Genomic DNA, 18,333 nt, shown 5'->3' on the forward strand with positions numbered 1-18,333 from the left:
ATAGAATAATGCCCATGGAACCTGAACAACAAGCCGCAGCAGCTAAGTCGCTGCATGGAATGATGCCTCTGAGCCCTGCCTCTCGGCAGCGACTGCAGAAGGTTTTCGAGCATGGGCAGCGGTGTGCCGAAAAGAACGATTATGACTATGCAACGCAGCTTTTCACCCAATGCGTGGTCGAAGATCCGGGCAATGTTGTCTACTTGCAGAGTTTTTTTGCCAATTTGCAGAAAAAGTATGGCAACAATAAATCAGGCGCTCGCATGGCCGGCCTAAAGATCAAGAGCCCTCGCTCGACTCTCAGCAAAGCCGCCACCAAAGGGAAGTGGGCCGAGGCTCTGCAAGCGGGCTGCACAGCACTGGCGATCAATCCTTGGGACATTCCCACTCTACTGGCGATGGCTCATGCGTGCGATGAACTGGGAATCGACGAGAGTCAACTCTCTTTTCTGCGGTGGGCTCTCGACACCAATCCCAAAGATATCAGCGTAAATCGCCAAGCAGCGCTTACACTCCAGAGGATGGGCCAGTTTGATCAAGCGATCGCCTGTTGGCATCGTGTCGAGCAAGCCAAGCCTCATGATGAAGAAGCCCTGAAGGCAATTTCACGACTCTCTGTTGAAAAAACAATCCATGAAGGTGGTTACGACCCTGAATTGCTTCGCCAAGGCAATTCGGCGGACGGCGGCTCACACTCTTCAGTGGCAAGTTATTCTCGTGGCTCGAACAAAGGGGGCGTAGAAGAGACAGCCGATGAACCACAGCTTCCTCCAGAAGAACGGTTTCGAAAGGAGATCGCCAAGGACCCCACTGAACTGCAAGGGTACCTCAACTTGGCAGATCTCCAGATTCGGGAACAACGTTATGACGAAGCTGAGAAGCTGCTCGAACAAGCAATGCAGATCTCAGGGGGGGGGGATTTGATGGTCCGCGAGCGATTGGAAGACGTCCTCATGCGGCGTTCGCGGCAGCGACAGGCGATTGCCGAGAAACGCAGTGAGGACGATCCGACTGACGAGAACCTGGAATTGGCGGCGCGCATCAGGGCCCAGGCTAATCAGATTGAACTTGAAACCTACGCTGCCAAAGCAGACCGCGACCCGCATAACATGCGGCTCAAGTACGAGTTAGCGTTGCGGCTCAAGCGGGCTGGCAAAACAAAAGAAGCGATCCCGCTCCTCCAGGCGGCCCGCAGCGATCCCCAGCGCCGAATGCAGGTTTTGCTAGAACTTGGCGAATGTTTTCAGAAGATCGAGCAGTACAAATTGGCTCTGGGAAGCTACGAACAGGCCCTCGAAGCGTGCGATGAGCCGGATTCGGAAATTCGGCGGTTGGCTCTCTACAGGGCAGGGGTATTGGCTACGGGGATGCGGGAGCTGGACCGGGCCGAGAAGCATTTGACTGAGCTGGCGAGCCTGGATTTTGCCTATCGAGACGTGTCTGACCGACTGGACAAGATCAATAAATTGCGTAATAGTGGGTGATTCGGATTGGCCGAGGGTGGTCGATCCTTATTCCTTAATCCTGGTTAAACAACGAACAATAATGCCAAATTCCGTCAGTGCTAAGAAACGTCTGCGTCAAAGCAAGGATCGCCGCCTCCGCAATCGTTCGGTCAAATCTGCCCTTCGCGGCCAGATCCGCAAGGTCCGCACCGCCATCCAGGCTGGCGATGTCGCCACAAGCGAAACTGAATACGTGCTCGCCGTAAAACTGCTTGATCAGGCTGCTGCGAAGAAAGTCATTCACGATAATCAAGCCGCGCGTCTCAAGTCCCGTCTTTCGGCAGCAATTAAGAAGCTCAAGACGGCAAAATAACTGAGTTTTAAGGGGGCTAGAGTCAAGAAACCCACTGCTGACTCTACTCTCCAGTTACAGGTTTCGTTTACCATGCGATCTTTTCGCAATCGAAAACGGGGCCTTCTACGCAGGTTCGCTTGTAATCCCAGTCGCCGTCGGGCTGGTAAGTCTTTACTACGCAGCTAAAACAGATGCCGATGCCACAAGCCATCGGTGTTTCTAGTGACACTTCGCAGGGGACTGAGTGGGCACGCGCGATTCCCGCCACGGCTTCCATCATTTTTTCAGGTCCGCAGCACGCGATGCGACACACCGCTGCGGAATTCTCGGTCAAGACCTTTTCGACCACCTCGGTCACCAAACCATGGTGTCCGACAGAGCCGTCGTCACTGGCAATCTGCAAATCGATCCCACATCCTTTGAAATCCTCGACTCCTGACAATAGGTCTAGCGAACGAACACCGTAGCAGAGCGTGACTTTCTTGGCAGGTTGGATCACGCGGGGAGGTACGCCGTATTGCCGACGTCCGAGAAACTCTCGACCAAGAGCGAGAAAAGGCGTCTGGCCAATGCCGCCTGCAACCATTATTAAGTGCTCCACCGGCTGTGACGAGAAACCGTTACCCAGCGGACCCCAAACATCGATCGCGTCGCCGGATCGCGAGGCTGCCAGGCGGGCTGTCAGCTTGCCGACCACCAAGTAAACTACATCGATCGCGTGTGGGTTGCCGGCCGTGTCCAGCACCGTGTCATAGAGAGCAAAGGGACGACCCAATAGAGGATCGTCAGTCTTCGCCAACTTTAGCATCAAGAATTGACCGGGAACTATCGTGGCGGCCAACTCAGGGCATGCGAACCGTACCCGGTATGTGTCCCGTGCCAGGCGTTCATTTTCTGTAACCACTACTCGATATTGATTTGCGGAATCCGCATAGTGTGCGGCTGCAAGAGGGCTTTGTACGGAACTTCCCTGCGCGTCACTCACCGACGACCTCGCTTGGGAGGACCTAATTTCTTAATTGAAGTTTTCTTGCCGGCCGGGGATCGAGAACTGGATCCTTTTCTTGCCGATTGGCCTGCTGGTTTTGATTTGGAGGCTGCGGATTTGCTCATGGCAGCCTTGCGTTTCCGCTGTTGAGCGACTTGCTGAGCGGTCACAGGTTTCTCTGTTGGCTCAGGAGTCGGATCGGTCTTTTTTTCGCTTGAGCCTTCGTTCGCAGCAGTTTTGAGTTTACGGACCTCCTCGTGGGTGAGCTGCCGATATGCTCCACGAGGCATTTCGCCCAAACGGACTGGCCCGACGGCAATTCGCGTAAGCCGCTGTACCTTGTGCCCTACGCGGGCCAGGAGTCGGCGGACCTCACGATTGCGGCCTTCGTCTAGCACCATCTCCAATATCGTGCTTTTCTTTTTGCGGTTCTTCACACGCACATCCACCGGGCGGGCAAACCCCTCGGCCAAATGCATACCCTTGCGGAGGGTGGCCAATGCCTCAGGACCTGGTTCTCCGGCAACTTGCACATCGTAGATTTTGTGCACCCCATGCCGAGGATGCGTGAGTTGATTGGCAAGCTCGCCATCATTGGTCATCAGAATTAGTCCTTCACTGCTCATGTCGAGCCGACCAACATTGAAAACCCTACCTATGTCAGGAGGCAGCAGATCAGCAATGCGTGGGCGGCCCGATGGATCTCGGGCAGTGCAAACAACTCCTTCCGGTTTGTTCACGGCGAAGTACACCAACTTGGGTCGCGGCAGTGGCTCACCATCCACAAAAATTTCTTGTTGTCGTCGATCGACACGTGTTCCAAGTTCAGTGACCATTTGGCCATCGACCTCGACACGTCCTTCCAGAATTAACGCCTCCGCTTCTCGGCGACTGGCAATGCCAGCGGCGGCTAGTACTTTTTGGAGTCGTTCGCCTGGGAGTTGAGAAGCTGGCTGGGGTGCAGCGGGTCGCCGGCGCTTGACTGGTTTGTTGGGGCGAGCCTGGCCGGAATGGTTTCCACTGGGTTTCTTGCTACTGGTTTTCTTGCCAGTGGACTTGCCACCTGCAATCGAACGACCTGGCCTGGAGGAAGGTTTCTTAGCTTTGCGGGGAGGCATGATCGGAGAGCCAGTTCGTCGAAGGACAAAGGCGACTCACAATTGGCCACCTACACCTATCTTAGCTGAAGAGTCCCTCAAGACCCAGGGGCAGTACTCCTTAGCCGGTAGGCCACGCATACCGGGTCCCGGACTGCGTGGCGGCCTGGCTCGGGATTAATAACGAGATCCCATTCGCCAGGGGCCGACGGGCATCGGCTGACGGGCACGACGGACGGGCGAGATAGGAACCTGGTAGTCGATAGGTCGACCACCAACAATTGCTGGTCCCATATCGTTTTGAGGGTAGGGATCAAACTGTTCGGCTTCGTAGCGCTGATAGGCAGCAGTACCAGGATGCAAGAGCCGAGGCATGCGGATCGTAGGCGAACAACCACTCGCCACTGTGAACAGCAAGCCAACACCTGCGGCTAAGTACAGAATTCGATTCACTGCGCACCACACGGAGGGAAGGAGATAAGACGTGGGCAGGATTGTAGGAACTGGTTCGCCACCGGGAAAGTGCGGCTTGAATCAAGGCAAATAGATATCCAGCACAACGGCCTCACCCTCTGGACAGGCCTCCACATCGCCGGCAGCAGCTGGGAGCAAACACGTATCTCCTAGGGAAAGCGGCTTTTCGCTAGCATCGCCTGCCAGCGTGATAGCACCTTTAAGTGGAACTAAGAGGTGAAATTGCTGATCGCCTCCAAATCGAGTTGGCTGGGTAATCGTACAGCGATCGAGGATGAATTTGTCGCAATGGACGAGCCGATCTCTGCATGGAACATCAGTAGAGGCTGGCTGTTGAGGTGCAACGGGTCCGCGGTCGTAGTCCGTCACGGCAAGCGATTGTTCGATGTGTAATTGGCGAGGGTTACCTTGCGCATCAACGCGGTTCCAATCAAACAGCCGGAACGTTGTATCGCTTGCTTGCTGGATCTCGGCTATCACCAGTCCCGCCCCCAAGGCATGCACAGTGCCTGCTCGGATAAACACACAGTCGCCAGTTTGGGGCTCAAACTCGTGCAGACATTCGGCGCATTTTCCGGCCTCAATGGCCGAGCCCAGATCTTCGCGCGTGACTCCCGACTTGAGCCCCGCATAGATCTTGCTACCCGGCTCTGCCGCCAACACGACCCACGCCTCGGTCTTGCCAAGATCGGGAGGATCCAGCAAGGCAGCTTGCTGGTCGTTCGGATGGACTTGCACCGAGAGAGTTCGATTGCAATCGAGGAATTTGAATAGAAGTGGAAATTGGGTTTGGTTCGCATGATGTCCGAACAGTTCTTCAGGATGATTGGCAACCAATTTATGCAGCGTGAGCCCCCTGGTTGGACCGTAGGCGACAACACTTTGATCCTCTCCATGGTCGACGATCTCCCAACTTTCTGCGTAGTCATCTCCTTGACCAAGCTGTTTGTTGAGCATGGTAGCCAGTCGGCGTCCACCCCATAGGTATTGACGGAATAGGGGTTCAAATCGTAGCGGGTAGTTACAGATGGAAGTCATGGAATTTGTTTGGTCGAATAGGTGGTGAGTAAAACCCTATCTTCGCGATAGAAGCTGCGAGAGCAATGGCTCACTGGGTCCGTTGTTGTTCTCTAAATCCCTTGCTATGATAAGACTTAGGTCGAATCTGCCTCGTATCACTTCCTGTTGTATTCTTATATAAACCCACCCAAATCGACTCAAACCCCGCCACCCGGCACCGACGATAGGAAGCTGTAGCCCCGCATGGCCAAGACGACCGAGGATGACGAACAACAGCTTGAAAGAACGAAAATGTCGTTCTCCGAGCATCTTGAAGAGCTCCGTGCGGCGCTGTTCAAATCGATTGCGGCCTGGTTGGTGGGTACGGCATTCGGGTTGATGATCGGCTGGCAGGTGGTCGATTTTGTGCAGATTCCTTTGGTCGATGCGCTCGAGAACTACTATCGTGGCCAAGCAAAAGAAACGCAACTGAAATGGTTTGAGCAGCAGAACTCCACTGGCGAGCCCGTACCTGATGACCCCGCAGCTGCCGCTACTGAAATCGCCAATGAAGGGTTGATGCCCGAAGACTGGTATATCGATCCGCACGAATTATCTAAAATATTGAATTCTCTGGGGATCAAGGTTCCGGGGGAAAAAGATGTGGACTTTGCCATACATCGCGATGAGATGCTTAAGTTGCGGCTCTACCGGCCTCTGGAAGATGACCCACGGACACAAGCTATAAGTACTGGTAGCCAGGAAGGATTCATGGTGTACATGAAGGCTTCGCTGGTAGTGGGAGCGATGCTGGCAAGTCCGTTTATTTTCTATTTCCTCTGGCAGTTCGTCGCGGCAGGACTTTACAAAAAAGAACGCAATCTAGTTTACCTCTATCTGCCGATGAGTCTGGGCTTGTTCTTTGCTGGAGCGGCCCTGGCGTTTTTCGCAGTCTTTGACTATGTGCTGGACTTCTTGTTTTGGTTCAATGCTCAGATGGGGATCAATCCCACACCGCGGATCAGCGAGTGGATGAGTTTTGTATTGATCTTGCCACTTGGTTTCGGCATCAGCTTCCAGTTGCCACTAGTGATGTTGATGCTAGAACGCGTCGGCATCTTTACGATCAAAGACTATTTGGACAAATGGCGGATGGCGGTGGTAGTGATCGCTGTGTTATCGATGTTTCTCACTCCGGCTGACCCGGGAAGCATGATCCTGATGGGTGTGCCGCTGGTGTTTCTGTATTTTGGCGGGATTTTGCTGTGTAAATATCTGCCGAAGAGCTGAGAGGCGAGAGCGAGAGTATTGAGCCTCCTTCTCAAGCAGTGATATTGTGTTCCCGTCTTTTTGCAGAATCAGTCCTGCCCGCATAGTCGTCGAAGAATGACTTCATGTGCAAATTCAAACCTATCCCTGCGGCAAGATAACCTATTATGCCAATGCAATAGGCTATCGGTAGTCCTTCATCCCAAAGTGAGCCACCGAAAAAATCTTCATAAAGGACCGTGGGTAATGCCAAGAGCATCGGGATGCATGGGGCCATAAAGATTACCATCTCATTTGAGCCACCACCTCCAGCAAACACCACACAGCAACAGAACAAATAGCCGCCACCGCAGAAAATAATTGTCGCCAGGGTAAGCCCCATCGCCCGCATGGTGGTCGCAGAGCGGAGAGAAAAGAACAACCCCAAATTTGTCGTATAGAAGGCCAACACAGCAAACGTAAGTCCGCTTACTAGTAATGCCCAGATAAAATCTGGCATGAACAGAAGTTCTAACAGCCAAGCGAAGACTAGCACCAAGATAAGCCAACGACTGCTGTAGAGATTGCCCCATTGTTTGCCATCGATAATTTCCCCTCCGCTAAGCGGCGTGGAGAGCAGCGAGGTCCAGCAGTCTCGCTCTTTTTCTTGAGCGATTAGTCCCGCTGCCCTGGCGGCCAAGAGCAACAAGATGACGCTTCCCATGGCTCCCGTCAAACCAACGAGGTACTCGAGATAATCATCCGTCGGATGGGAACGATACCGGGAATCATCAAATGCATTCACAAATACCAGAATGGTCATCACAAGAATTGACATCAAGAGAATCATCAGGGCTATCCATCCGACGTAGCCAAATTTGGTTGTCGAGGTTTCAGAAAACATCTCTTTCCAGAGAACTGGTCGTTTACCGAGGGGCCTGCGAAACTTGGGCAAGCGAAGATTACGAAGCCTCGAATTGCCGACAGCAGATCGGGTGGTCTCAGAGAGGTGGACCCGCCGCACGGCAAAGGTCGCCAATCCGAGAGCAAACACCGAAACGAGCATCTGAGCACCGACGGAACTCATTACGAGTCCCATGTCGAGACCGATGCCAACGGCGGAGGTGTTTCCCATTGCTCTCGTCAAGATCGCGAAGGGATTGATAGAAATGAGAAACTCCGCAAAAGATGACAGCCCGGAGTCCCAAGCGTAGTCCGGGATCACATTCGCCTGGTGAAAGCCATACAAGATGGCCGGTAGCAAGAAGAGCACAATCAACAAGAGATATATCCGCACGGTGCCGTCTCTGGCTCGCGGAGACCAGACCGATACGCAGATGCTCAGTGCGGTAAGCATTACAGCCGTACTTGCGGTGATTAGAAAACTGGCGGTAAGGGCCTGAGCTGGAATGCCTCCCATAATGCGAAACAGGAACAAAATAGGCAGGCCGACCAGAACAAATTGCCCTAACAGAGTGAGTCGGGCGAAGGTCTTGCCGAGAATGATCTCAGCGTTGGAGAGGTCTGTTGCAAAGAGGTACTCGATGGTTCTCCGCTCGCGCTCGGTAGCAATCGTTCCTACTGCCATTGCTGGGCCCACGGCAAGAATTGCTAGCAACTGGAGCCAACTAAAACTGTAAAAGAAACCGGCGGCCTGCCTGGCCGAATTGCGAATTGAGTTGCTTCCCGTGCCGAAACGCAAATAACTTGTGCTGGAGTACGTTGTCCACAAAACTAAGAGAATCAGTGCCGCGTAGATAACCCGCAACACAAAATATCTGCGCCGCCGGGCGACGGTAACCAGTTCGACTCGAAAGATGGGGCCGGGAAGCATTTGCGAAATTAGGGAAAGCAGGAATTGCGGAATCAACGAACTCTAACAGAATTCTTCATATTCCCCCATTCCCAAATTCCTGCATTCCTCAATTTCCCCCTTCCCCGTTCAGATCTGATACTGGGTCTCTGGTCTAAGCTCGTCGGGTATTTCGCTCCGCATCTTCAACTTAGGCTTTTCCAGCACCACCGTGGTGTGGGGTGCGACGCTTGAGGTGATCCATACGTTGGAGCCGATCACTGCGTCATGGCCGAGCACCGTTCGACCTCCAAGCACCGTAGCATTGGCGTAGATCACCACCCGGTCTTCAATCGTCGGATGCCGTTTTTGCCCACGGACCAATTGGCCCTCACCGTCTGTGGGAAAGCTCAATGCACCAAGAGTCACGCCTTGATAGATCTTCACATGCTCGCCGATCTCACAAGTCTCGCCTACCACGACTCCAGTACCGTGGTCGATAAAAAAGTATTCGCCAATCGTGGCACCGGGATGAATATCAATCCCTGTGCGGCAATGGGCCCACTCGGTCATCATTCGCGGGATGAATGGAATCTGAAGTTGATGAAGAATGTGAGCCAAACGGAAAACAGTAATCGCTTCGAAACCTGGGTAGCAAAAAATCACTTCATCGACGTTCTTGCAAGCGGGATCACCATCGAAGGCAGCTTGAACGTCAGTAGCTAAGACTCTCCGCAAATCTGGAAGCTGATCGAGAAACTGCAAGGTCTTTGCCTGGCCCAGTGCTTCAAAATCACTATCACAGTGGCAATCGCTTGTGGCACCGGCATCGTGCCGCAATGCGCGACCAATCTGTGCAGTGAGTCGGTCATGCAAGCGGTCAATTAGGTCACCCACGTAATAGGATATGTTACCTCGATGCAACCCTGTACGACGACGGTAACCAGGAAGCAGTATCTCGGTTAGCTCATGCGTTGCGGTGACGATTTCTTCGTAGCTGGGTAAGGGGCAGTGATCGAGATGGTTTATCTTGCCAAGGGCATCGTAGGTCTGCACGATGCGATCGGTGATATCGGGAAGTTGTTCCTTAAGGCGAAAATCAGAGGCCATGATATTGCTCTTCCCCCCAGTGGGAATGTGGTTGCGAGAGGGTCGAAGATTGCTGGCCAAGAAGGGGCCGGCACTTGGGTCGAGAGGATCCGGCCTAGGCCGGGCCGGTACAGTCAAGCCAAGAAATGCGGCCGGAGTTATTGAAGTTTGCAGACATGTGAGATTCCTGTCCCTAATGTGTGTGACACAGACCGGCCATCCTAGGTTCTGTCGGCACACCGAATGTGCCGAGTTTAGCTATTTTACCGTATCCAGAACATTTGGTAAGAGGGAGTAGACTGTCAACAAAAGACTATTTGAGAGGTTTTCAGGCACCCAGTTAGATTTGTTGAAGTACATTTTAATAGGACTCCACGGCGGGAAAACTACTACTCGTAGCGGAGAATCAAGAGATGACACAATTCTTTTCTGGGCTAGATCCCACGCTGGTGCTGTGCTTATTCGTCCCCGCAGCCTTAATCTTTGCTGCCTGGACTTTGCAAATCGCTTGCGCCTTCGCTGCGGTCGAGACACCTAACTTCTGGCAGTGCTTGCTCTGCACGCTTCTAGTCGTCGTCGCCAATATTCTGCTCCGGTTTTGGGTCAACACCTCCGTAGTGGATCCCGGCCTGGGTACCAACCTCCTGGCACCCGTGGCGTTGACTATATCCATAGTTGCGGTAATGGTGCGCACGAGCCCGCTTTCAGCATTGGTGATCACCACGTGCCAAGGCCTGGTTTTTACGGGTTTGTACATGGGCCTGTCGATGCTGAACTCAACGCTTTCCAATGTGATCTGAACTGGAAAGGTCGGGGAGAAGTTATCGGTCCAGAGGACTGTCGCACCTCGCCCACAATGCATTATTCTATAGTTCTACCAATTCCCTCTACATTGGAGAACCTGATGAATAGCATTCTAGGAGCATTGTTTGTACTGACAGCATTTGCCGTCGGCATAGTGCGCGGTGAAGAATCCGCCGAGACCTTTAGCAAAGGAGGCGACAAACAAAACAGCATTCCCTACCTAGTGACCAAGCCCGACGATTTCGAGGCTCAACAAGAGTATCCACTGATCATTTTCTTACACGGCAGAGGCGAAAGTGGCGACGACTTGAAACTCGTTAAAGTACACGGGCCCTTCAAGAAGGCAAAGGAACTTCAGTTGCCTGTGTTGATTGTTGCTCCGCAGACTCCCATCGGAAAGAACTGGGACATCGACATGCTCTCTGCATTGGTAGATCACCTTCTGGAGGAACTGCCCGTTGATCGAAAACGCGTTTATTTGACAGGACTGAGCTTAGGAGGGTATGGCACCTGGAACCTGGCCGCCCAACGTCCCGAATTGTTTGCTGCAATTGCCCCGATCTGCGGGGGCGGCGATCCCTTGCAAGCGGATAATCTGAAGGAACTCCCAATCTGGGCTTTCCATGGGGCCAAAGATTCCGTAGTGCCGCTAAAAAACACGGCAGACATGATCAACGCGCTTTACAATCTTGGGAGCGACGCGAGATTTACCGTCTACTCCGACGCCAACCATGACAGTTGGACCGAAACCTACAACAATCCCGCGTTCTACGAATGGTTATTGAGTCAAAAGAAAGAAGATTGAAGTAAGATTCTTGCCGCCGTGGACTATTATAGAAAGGATCGGTATTCAATCGCTCGAAATCTTTTGACCTTGGCTCAATGAACGACCGGCGAATTAACGTCCTGGGGGTGGGTATCAGCGTGCTGACGCTCGACACGGCCATTGACGCGATCAACGAAGCAATCGCTGCGGGGCGGCAGGGCTACGTCACTGTTACCGGGGTACATGGCATCAGCGAATGCCAGCGAGATCCTGAGCTCAAGAGGATTCACAACGCATCACTCCTATCGACACCTGACGGGATGCCACTCACATGGTTAGGTCGCTTGCAAGGGTTGGGGCCTGCTGAGATGGATCGCGTCTATGGCCCGGATCTTATGCTGCGAATTTTCGCCGCTGGCCAGAAGACTGCAGATCACCCTAAAGGGCTGAAGCACTACCTCATGGGCGGCGGAGAGGGTGTAGCGGAAATCTTACGCGGGAAACTGCTTACGCGATTCCCGAACGCCGAAATTGTCGGCATTCAGACTCCGCCGTTTCGACCACTCACAACTGAAGAAGAATTCGAATTCGTTGCCGAACTCAATCGACTGCGGCCTGACTGCTTGTGGGTGGGGCTGAGCACGCCGAAACAAGAACGTTTCATGGCCGATCTCTTGTCACGCTATGGTGCAGAGTCTACCGGACCGCTTAAGTTGCCCGCACCACTGGTAATGTTCGGCGTGGGGGCTGCGTTTGATTTTCATGCCGGCTTGGTACCCCAGGCACCTCGCTGGATTCAGCGTGCCGGGATGGAGTGGGGCTATCGGCTGGCAAAGGAACCGCGCCGCTTGTGGCGGAGGTACCTGACGAACAATCCGCTTTTCTTGGCACGTATTGCGATGCAGTTGTCGGGTCTGAAGAAATACGAATTGCACGAACTTCCTGCAAGCAAGGTTCAGTCCTAGGTGCGGGCGGGCATTATCCCGATGCCACCTAAGCATCCAATCAAGAGTCGTCTACCGGAACTAGGCAGAGATTGGTTACACTGGGTAGTCAAATAGAACGCCAATAGTAACTGCAGGAATCACCATGACTTCCGACCCGCCCTCCGGCGAAGAAAAACCCGCCTCGCGAAACTTTATCGAGCAAATCATTGATGCCGACCTGGCTGCCGCCAAAAATGTCGACCAGATCCACACGAGGTTTCCCCCCGAACCCAATGGCTATCTGCACATTGGCCATGCCAAGAGCATTTGCTTGAATTATGGTCTGGCCCAGCAGTACGGCGGCAAGTTCAATCTGCGGTTCGACGACACCAACCCCACCAGAGAAGAACAGGAATATGTCGATTCCATCATGGACGACGTACGCTGGCTTGGCGCGAATTGGGAAGACCGTCTGTTCTTTGCCTCGGATTATTTCGAACAACTTCACGACTGGGCTGTGAAACTCATCAAGGCTGGCAAGGCCTTTGTCTGTGATCTGACAGCCGACGAGATGCGCGAATATCGGGGTACTCTCGTCAAGCCGGGCAAGAACAGTCCCGACCGTGATCGTAGGGTCGATGAGAATCTCGAACTGTTTGCAAAAATGAAAGCCGGTGAGTTTCCCGATGGGTCGCGGACCCTGAGAGCAAAAATCGACATGGCTGCACCGAACATCAACCTCCGCGATCCGGTGATGTACCGTATCAAACACGCACATCACCATCGTACGGGAGACACTTGGTGCATTTATCCTTCGTACGATTATACGCATGGTCAAAGTGACTCGATCGAAGGGATCACCTATTCAATCTGCACTCTGGAATTTGAGAATCATCGACCCTTGTATGACTGGTTTTGCGAAGCGTTGGGGATTCACCACCCTCGTCAGATCGAGTTCGCGCGGCTCAATCTGACTTATACTGTGATGAGCAAACGGAAACTGTTGCAACTGGTAACAGAAAAGCACGTTTCAGGATGGGATGACCCTCGCATGCCAACGATCCGAGGACTCCGCCGCCGCGGTTACACTACTGAATCAATTCAAGCTTTTTGTGAGAGAATCGGGGTCGCAAAATTCAATAGCACAATCGACATGGCTTGGCTGGAAGACGCTGTCCGCGAAGATCTCAACGAAAAGGCATTTCGTGCGTTAGCGGTGCTTAATCCACTTAAAATAGTCCTGACGAATCTCGAACCGGGCCAGACGATTGATATCGAGGCTCCCAATCACCCCCAGAATCCAGAAGCAGGCATGCGGACCCTGCCTCTAACTCGGGAGATCTTAATCGAAGCAGATGACTTTATGGAGGACGCTCCCAAGAAATTTTTTCGCTTGCGCCCGGGGGGCGAAGTGAGACTGCGCTGCGCAGGCATCATCAAATGCGACGAAGTGGTCAAGGACGCTGCGGGGAATGTGACAGAACTCCGCTGTACTTTCGATCCCGATCACGCACGCAAAGTCAAAGGGACTATTCATTGGGTCTCTGCAGCGCGAGCGCTGAGTGCCGAAGTGCGATTGTACGACCATTTGTGTGCTGTCGAGAATCCCGAGGACGTTCCAGAGGGAAAGACGTTTATCGATAATCTCAATCCCAATTCACTGCAATCGATTACTGCGCATCTTGAACCCTCATTAGTTGATGCAATACCGGGAACCCATATTCAATTCGAGCGATTAGGATACTTTTTTGTGGACCCCGTAGATTCCACACCCAATAAGCCAGTCTTCAACCGAACCGCGACACTCCGCGATAGTTGGACGAAAGTGAAGAACTGACTGATGGAATACTTGCATTTGCACTGTGCTTTTTTGATTAGAACAACTCATACGTTGGGAGACAAAGATGTTTCATCCGAACCAAATACACACCCGCATCTTGTGCTGGTTTCTCACTGGGCTGATGCTCATTACACCCTCCTCCCACTTGCTTGCACAGCAAGTTGCTCCAGATGCTATAGAGCTAAAAGGCCAGGATGATAAGGCTCCAGAAGCTGAATACGACACCACTTTGCTCGCCGACCCGGCTTTTGTGCCGGTACCTGATATCGTCGACACTCCTCTGGACGTGAACTACCTTTTGCCACAAGCTTGTCTGGTGGTTTCTCTACGCCCACAGGCAATTCTTGCCTCACCCTTCGCAAAGATGATGCCGATTGAAGTCGTCCAGGCGGCTTCGCTCCAACAAACAGGGCTTGATCCGTTGCAACTGGATCGGCTGCTGTTGTCGATCGAGCCACCCGCAGCGGGTCCGCCCAACTATGCCGTGATGGGAAGTTTTATTACGCCGGTCGTTGGTAAACTGCATCCTCAACTCACGGAACATACCACAGCTAATGAGCAGGCAACTCGGCCTCATCTTCAGAGTCAACATCCATTGATGCCGAGCCTATATTTTCCAGCCGACACGGTGCTACTGGCTACGCCGGAGGTGACGCTTCAAAAGTTCCTCACGAGCAAGTACAGGCCCTCGGAAAGCTCCTTACATGAACGCTTGCTGGCAGCGGCCAGCGACGATGTCTATGTGGCCATCGATGTTGTGCCGCTACGGCCTCTGATCAATGGGTTGCTAATGCAGAATCCGATCCCGCCTCAATTCCAACATTTTAATGTGGTGCCTGATCTGGTGAAGACGATTGAGTTGCGCATGAATCTGTCTCATGCGGGGACGAATGAGCTTGTTATCGAATCGAACAATGACCAGGACGCGGAAGAATTATCGGGGCTTGTAGAAAAGTCCTTCGACATGATCCGTTCCCAAACTGCCGCAGAAATTGCTCAGCTGAAACAGAATAGTGATCCCGTGCAGCAAGCCATGGGACGCTATCAGGAACGAATGATGAACGAAATGTCCGCGGCTCTGGCACCACAGCGTGAGGGGGCAAAGCTTATCATCTTTCGCCAAACTGGCGAGCAGGGCCAGATGGGGATGCTCACCATGACGGCTGTTTCGGGGATTCTGGTGGCGCTACTGCTACCCGCGGTTCAGGCGGCTCGTGAAGCGGCGAAGCGGAGTTCTTCGATGAACAACCTGAAGCAGATTATGTTGGCACTACTCAACTACGAATCTGTCCACGGGCAATTCCCCTCTCAAGCAAGCTTCGGCACCAACGGTAAACCTTTGTTGAGCTGGCGAGTGCATATCCTGCCATTCCTGGAAGAGCAGAAGCTCTATGACCAGTTTCATCTCGATGAACCTTGGGACAGTGAGCACAACAAGCAACTCATCTCCAAAATGCCAGCCAGCTTCGCCGAGCCTAGTTCTAAATTCGCCCCACAAGAGGGTCGCACGAATTATCTCGGAGTGAAGGGGAAGGGGATGGCTTTTAGTGGCGAGAAAGAAGGACGAAAACTTCGCGAGTTTAGTGATGGTACTTCGAATTCCCTCATAGTACTCCAAGTGAACGACCAACGTGCTACCACATGGACCAGACCCGATGATTGGGAATTGGACCCCAAAAACAACCTCTCGGGACTCAGCGGCTCGATGCACCCTGGTATCTTTCTGGCAGCGTATTGCGATGGGTCGGTTCGGGCGATCAGCGAGAGCATAGATCCTGAGTTGTTCAAGGCACTGCTGACGATTGCGGGAGGGGAAGTTGTCCAGAATCCCTAATGGCACTGCGTTGGGGGTTGTCATCAAGCAACGTGAGTGGGCATAATCTCCGGTTCGGTTAATTCCAATGGTCCGCCGCGGCGGACTTCCAGCACCTCACTCACCACCAGCCACCCGAATACTATGCCCCTAGTTGTTGTCGGATCTGTCGCTATTGATAACGTCGAAACTCCCACCGAGCGAAGAGACAACCTGCTTGGCGGGTCGGCAACTCATTTCTCATACGCTGCGAGCTTTTTTACCAGTGTACGCTTGGTTGGGGTCGTCGGCGAAGACTGGCCGGGGGAGCATACTGCTGTGCTGGACGAGAGGGGAATTGATACCTCAGGTTTGCAGCATGTTCCTGGAGGAAAGACTTTTACCTGGACCGGTCGCTATCATGACAACATGAACGACCGCGATACACTCGATGTGCAGCTCAATGTCTTCGGTGAGTTCAATCCTGTTCTGCCGGAGAATTATCGCCGAGCAAAGTATGTCTTCCTGGCCAATGGCGTACCTGCTGTGCAGATGAAGGTGCTATCCCAAGTACCGGGGCGGCGATTGGCAGTGGCTGACACGATGGACCTGTGGATCAAGACCACACGCAATGATCTCGACCAATTGCTCACGCAACTCGATGGATTGGTACTCAACGATAGCGAGGCCAAGCTGATTGCCGAGACCGAGAACCTGGTCACCGCCGGCCATCGGGTGAAGGAAATGGGTCCCAAGTTCGTCATCATTAAGAAGGGCGAACATGGGGCGATGTTTTTTAGCGACTACGAAACCTACGTACTTCCCGCCTTTCCGACGGCCAATGTAGTCGATCCCACTGGTGCCGGCGACAGTTTTGCCGGCGGCATGATGGGCTATCTGGCCGAGTGCGACAACTTTGAACCCGAAACGCTCAAGATGGCCATGGCTTACGGCATCCTCGTGGCGAGCTTCAACGTCGAAGGATTTGGCCTCGAGCGTATGCAGCAGATCACCCGCGATGACATCGAAAACCGCATGGCCGAGTATCGCAAGATGCTCAGTTTCTGATAGCTGGGCTCTCGTTGTCATTCAGTTGGAGGTCGCTCGTGGCCCAATCTGTATCTACTGGTATTGGCATTAAATAGGGTCGCAGCCGTTCCATCGTTCGCGGCCCAATCCCATTCACACGGTCCAGTTGCTCGACACTGTGGAAAGGACCTCGCTGTTGACGATCACTGATGATTCGCCGCGCCATGGTCTCGCCCAGGCCTGGTAGTTGAATCATCTCAGGCCAATCGGCCCTGTTTATGTCCACCAGGAATCTGGCCTCTAACGGATCAGCCCGATCAATGTCGATCAGTTTTCCCTCGTGCCCACCGTGATAGAGCCAGTAGCTCGCCATCATTACCAGTAGGCTTGTCACCAAGGCGAGCAGGCTCGTCTGGTCGCGGGGCCTGATCCACGGTCGAGGTGGCGAATCAGGCAAAGTTTTATTTTCCCTGGGTTGCATGTCGAACCTGGAAAAGGGGATATTCGACTGTGTAGTCATTGTCACCGCACCACAGTATATCACGGTGCCCAATCCTTCGAGAACCTTGCCGTGCCAGAAGTCCATCAAATCGTGTGGGACAGCCAACTTCAACAAGATTGCCTGGCGATTGTGCGTCTAGCACTAGCCGAAGACTTGAATGGCGAGGAAGACTGGACCACCAACGCCCTGGTAGGTGCAAACCAGCAGGGAACTGCCAACATTGTTGCCCGCGAATCGGGAGTCGCTGCAGGGTTGGTGACCATTCCTCTAGTCATCGCAGAGGCGGAAGCTGCACTCGAAGCCGATTTCTTTGTAGACGACGGGCAACAATTCACGGCGGGAACGACCTTGGCGAAGCTAAGTGGTAACGTGAGAGACTTGCTCACCTTGGAACGAACGATTCTCAATCTGCTTGGCCGACTGATGGGTATCGCCACGCTTACAAGCCGCTATGTCCAGGAGGTGTCAGGCACATCGGCACGAATTTATGACACTCGCAAGACTACCCCCGGGTGGCGACGCTTGGAGAAATACGCAGTCCACTGTGGAGGTGGATTCAATCACCGCATGGGTCTGTTTGACGCAATATTAATCAAAGACAACCACTTGGCCCAGCGTTCTGGCAATGCAATTGCTTCACCAGAAACTGCTGGTGAGGCAGTTCTCGACGCGAGACGTTTTCTCGAATCTCCAAGTAACAAAGCTCAATCAGATTTGATAATAGAAATTGAGGTCGACAACCTTGAGCAGCTTGCCACAGTGCTGCCTACTCAACCGGACATCATCCTCCTAGACAATATGGATCCGAGCCAACTGCGAGAAGCTGTCAAATTGCGTGACGAGCACGCCCCGGCAGTTGAATTGGAAGCCTCTGGGGGTATTCGCTTGGAGAGCCTAAGAGAAGTCGCGGAAACCGGAGTAGACAGAATCAGTGCAGGTGCCTTAACCCATTCAGCCCGTGCCCTCGACATAGGTTTGGATTGGCGAATTTAAAGGAAGTCTGGCACCTCGTGGGGGAATACGGCCTGCTAAATGAATTCCGCAGTGTGAGCATCATGATTGTGGGTAGTGGAGCTAGGTTGGGTAATTTTTCCAGTAGTCGCCCCAGCCGCCGGGTTGGCTGAGGTAAAGGGCGCGGAGGTGGCAGACGGCGTCAGAGCCGGCTTCGCTCCAGCGCATGCCGCTCC

General features: G+C 53.2%; 17 protein-coding genes. 10 read left to right on the forward strand and 7 right to left on the reverse strand.

The genetic code is table 11. From position 1 onward, the window contains the following. The first annotated feature begins 14 nt into the window (after nucleotides 1-14). Together Pla144_RS23115 and rpsT are read left to right on the forward strand one after the other, a co-directional pair. Nucleotides 15-1,484 carry a tetratricopeptide repeat protein gene (locus Pla144_RS23115; RefSeq protein ID WP_197530960.1) on the forward strand — a complete coding sequence of 490 codons (1,470 nt, stop codon included), beginning with the start codon at nucleotides 15-17 and terminating at the stop codon, nucleotides 1,482-1,484. Nucleotides 1,485-1,545: 61 nt separating this feature from the next. Continuing rightward, complete coding sequence (gene rpsT, locus Pla144_RS23120) at nucleotides 1,546-1,818, forward strand: 30S ribosomal protein S20 (protein ID WP_146453075.1); 273 nt, start codon at nucleotides 1,546-1,548, stop codon at nucleotides 1,816-1,818. 67 nt (nucleotides 1,819-1,885) lie between these two features. On the opposite strand, the gene Pla144_RS23125 is transcribed toward rpsT, so the two are convergent. From Pla144_RS23125 to Pla144_RS23140, 4 genes are all read right to left on the reverse strand, one after another. After that, the gene (locus Pla144_RS23125; RefSeq protein WP_146453076.1) at nucleotides 1,886-2,785 is read right to left on the reverse strand and encodes a dihydroorotate dehydrogenase electron transfer subunit; all 900 of its coding nucleotides are present in this window, start codon (nucleotides 2,783-2,785) and stop codon (nucleotides 1,886-1,888) included. Further along, entirely contained in the window at nucleotides 2,782-3,906 is a 1,125-nt protein-coding gene (locus Pla144_RS23130; protein ID WP_146453077.1) for a pseudouridine synthase, read from the reverse strand. The genes Pla144_RS23125 and Pla144_RS23130 overlap by 4 nt, the downstream gene beginning before the upstream one ends. Nucleotides 3,907-4,062: 156 nt before the next feature. Beyond that, a complete protein-coding gene (locus Pla144_RS23135; protein ID WP_146453078.1) occupies nucleotides 4,063-4,338 on the reverse strand; it encodes a hypothetical protein in 276 nt (91 codons plus the stop codon). 81 nt (nucleotides 4,339-4,419) lie between these two features. After that, nucleotides 4,420-5,397, reverse strand: a complete 978-nt coding sequence (locus Pla144_RS23140) for a type I phosphomannose isomerase catalytic subunit (RefSeq protein ID WP_146453079.1) — start codon at nucleotides 5,395-5,397, stop codon at nucleotides 4,420-4,422. Nucleotides 5,398-5,622: 225 nt separating this feature from the next. Between Pla144_RS23140 and tatC the strand changes: the two genes are divergently transcribed. Further along, the gene (tatC, locus tag Pla144_RS23145) at nucleotides 5,623-6,648 is read left to right on the forward strand and encodes a twin-arginine translocase subunit TatC (protein WP_146453080.1); all 1,026 of its coding nucleotides are present in this window, start codon (nucleotides 5,623-5,625) and stop codon (nucleotides 6,646-6,648) included. 31 nt (nucleotides 6,649-6,679) lie between these two features. Here the strand turns inward: tatC and Pla144_RS23150 are convergent, their stop codons facing one another. Then, complete coding sequence (locus Pla144_RS23150; protein ID WP_146453081.1) at nucleotides 6,680-8,440, reverse strand: ABC transporter permease; 1,761 nt, start codon at nucleotides 8,438-8,440, stop codon at nucleotides 6,680-6,682. A 108-nt stretch (nucleotides 8,441-8,548) separates the two neighbouring features. Beyond that, nucleotides 8,549-9,508, reverse strand: coding sequence for a serine O-acetyltransferase EpsC (gene epsC / locus Pla144_RS23155; RefSeq protein ID WP_146453082.1), 960 nt, complete (start codon nucleotides 9,506-9,508; stop codon nucleotides 8,549-8,551). Between the two features lie 392 nt (nucleotides 9,509-9,900). Between epsC and Pla144_RS23160 the strand changes: the two genes are divergently transcribed. The 6 genes from Pla144_RS23160 (at nucleotide 9,901) to Pla144_RS23185 (ending at nucleotide 16,683) form a co-directional block, all read left to right on the forward strand. After that, nucleotides 9,901-10,287 (forward strand): hypothetical protein, encoded by a 387-nt coding sequence (locus Pla144_RS23160; protein ID WP_146453083.1) that lies wholly within the window; start codon nucleotides 9,901-9,903, stop codon nucleotides 10,285-10,287. 104 nt (nucleotides 10,288-10,391) lie between these two features. Further along, on the forward strand, nucleotides 10,392-11,096 hold the full coding sequence (locus Pla144_RS23165; protein ID WP_146453084.1) for a carboxylesterase family protein: 705 nt from the start codon (nucleotides 10,392-10,394) through the stop codon (nucleotides 11,094-11,096). A gap of 77 nt (nucleotides 11,097-11,173) precedes the next feature. After that, nucleotides 11,174-12,022, forward strand: coding sequence for a WecB/TagA/CpsF family glycosyltransferase (locus Pla144_RS23170; protein WP_146453085.1), 849 nt, complete (start codon nucleotides 11,174-11,176; stop codon nucleotides 12,020-12,022). Nucleotides 12,023-12,146: 124 nt separating this feature from the next. Beyond that, nucleotides 12,147-13,820, forward strand: a complete 1,674-nt coding sequence (locus tag Pla144_RS23175) for a glutamine--tRNA ligase/YqeY domain fusion protein (RefSeq protein WP_146453086.1) — start codon at nucleotides 12,147-12,149, stop codon at nucleotides 13,818-13,820. A gap of 67 nt (nucleotides 13,821-13,887) precedes the next feature. Then, nucleotides 13,888-15,657, forward strand: coding sequence for a DUF1559 domain-containing protein (locus Pla144_RS23180; RefSeq protein WP_146453087.1), 1,770 nt, complete (start codon nucleotides 13,888-13,890; stop codon nucleotides 15,655-15,657). A 36-nt stretch (nucleotides 15,658-15,693) separates the two neighbouring features. Beyond that, nucleotides 15,694-16,683 carry a PfkB family carbohydrate kinase gene (locus Pla144_RS23185; RefSeq protein ID WP_231936526.1) on the forward strand — a complete coding sequence of 330 codons (990 nt, stop codon included), beginning with the start codon at nucleotides 15,694-15,696 and terminating at the stop codon, nucleotides 16,681-16,683. Here Pla144_RS23185 and Pla144_RS23190 read toward each other — a convergent pair. Continuing rightward, nucleotides 16,673-17,101 (reverse strand): ComEA family DNA-binding protein, encoded by a 429-nt coding sequence (locus Pla144_RS23190; protein WP_197530961.1) that lies wholly within the window; start codon nucleotides 17,099-17,101, stop codon nucleotides 16,673-16,675. The genes Pla144_RS23185 and Pla144_RS23190 overlap by 11 nt on opposite strands. A 114-nt stretch (nucleotides 17,102-17,215) precedes the next feature. Here Pla144_RS23190 and nadC point away from each other — a divergent pair, with 114 nt between their 5' ends. Continuing rightward, the gene (gene nadC / locus Pla144_RS23195; RefSeq protein WP_146453089.1) at nucleotides 17,216-18,139 is read left to right on the forward strand and encodes a carboxylating nicotinate-nucleotide diphosphorylase; all 924 of its coding nucleotides are present in this window, start codon (nucleotides 17,216-17,218) and stop codon (nucleotides 18,137-18,139) included. Nucleotides 18,140-18,333: the final 194 nt, after the last annotated feature.

It is taken from the genome of Bythopirellula polymerisocia (assembly GCF_007860015.1).
GTDB lineage: Bacteria > Planctomycetota > Planctomycetia > Pirellulales > Lacipirellulaceae > Bythopirellula > Bythopirellula polymerisocia.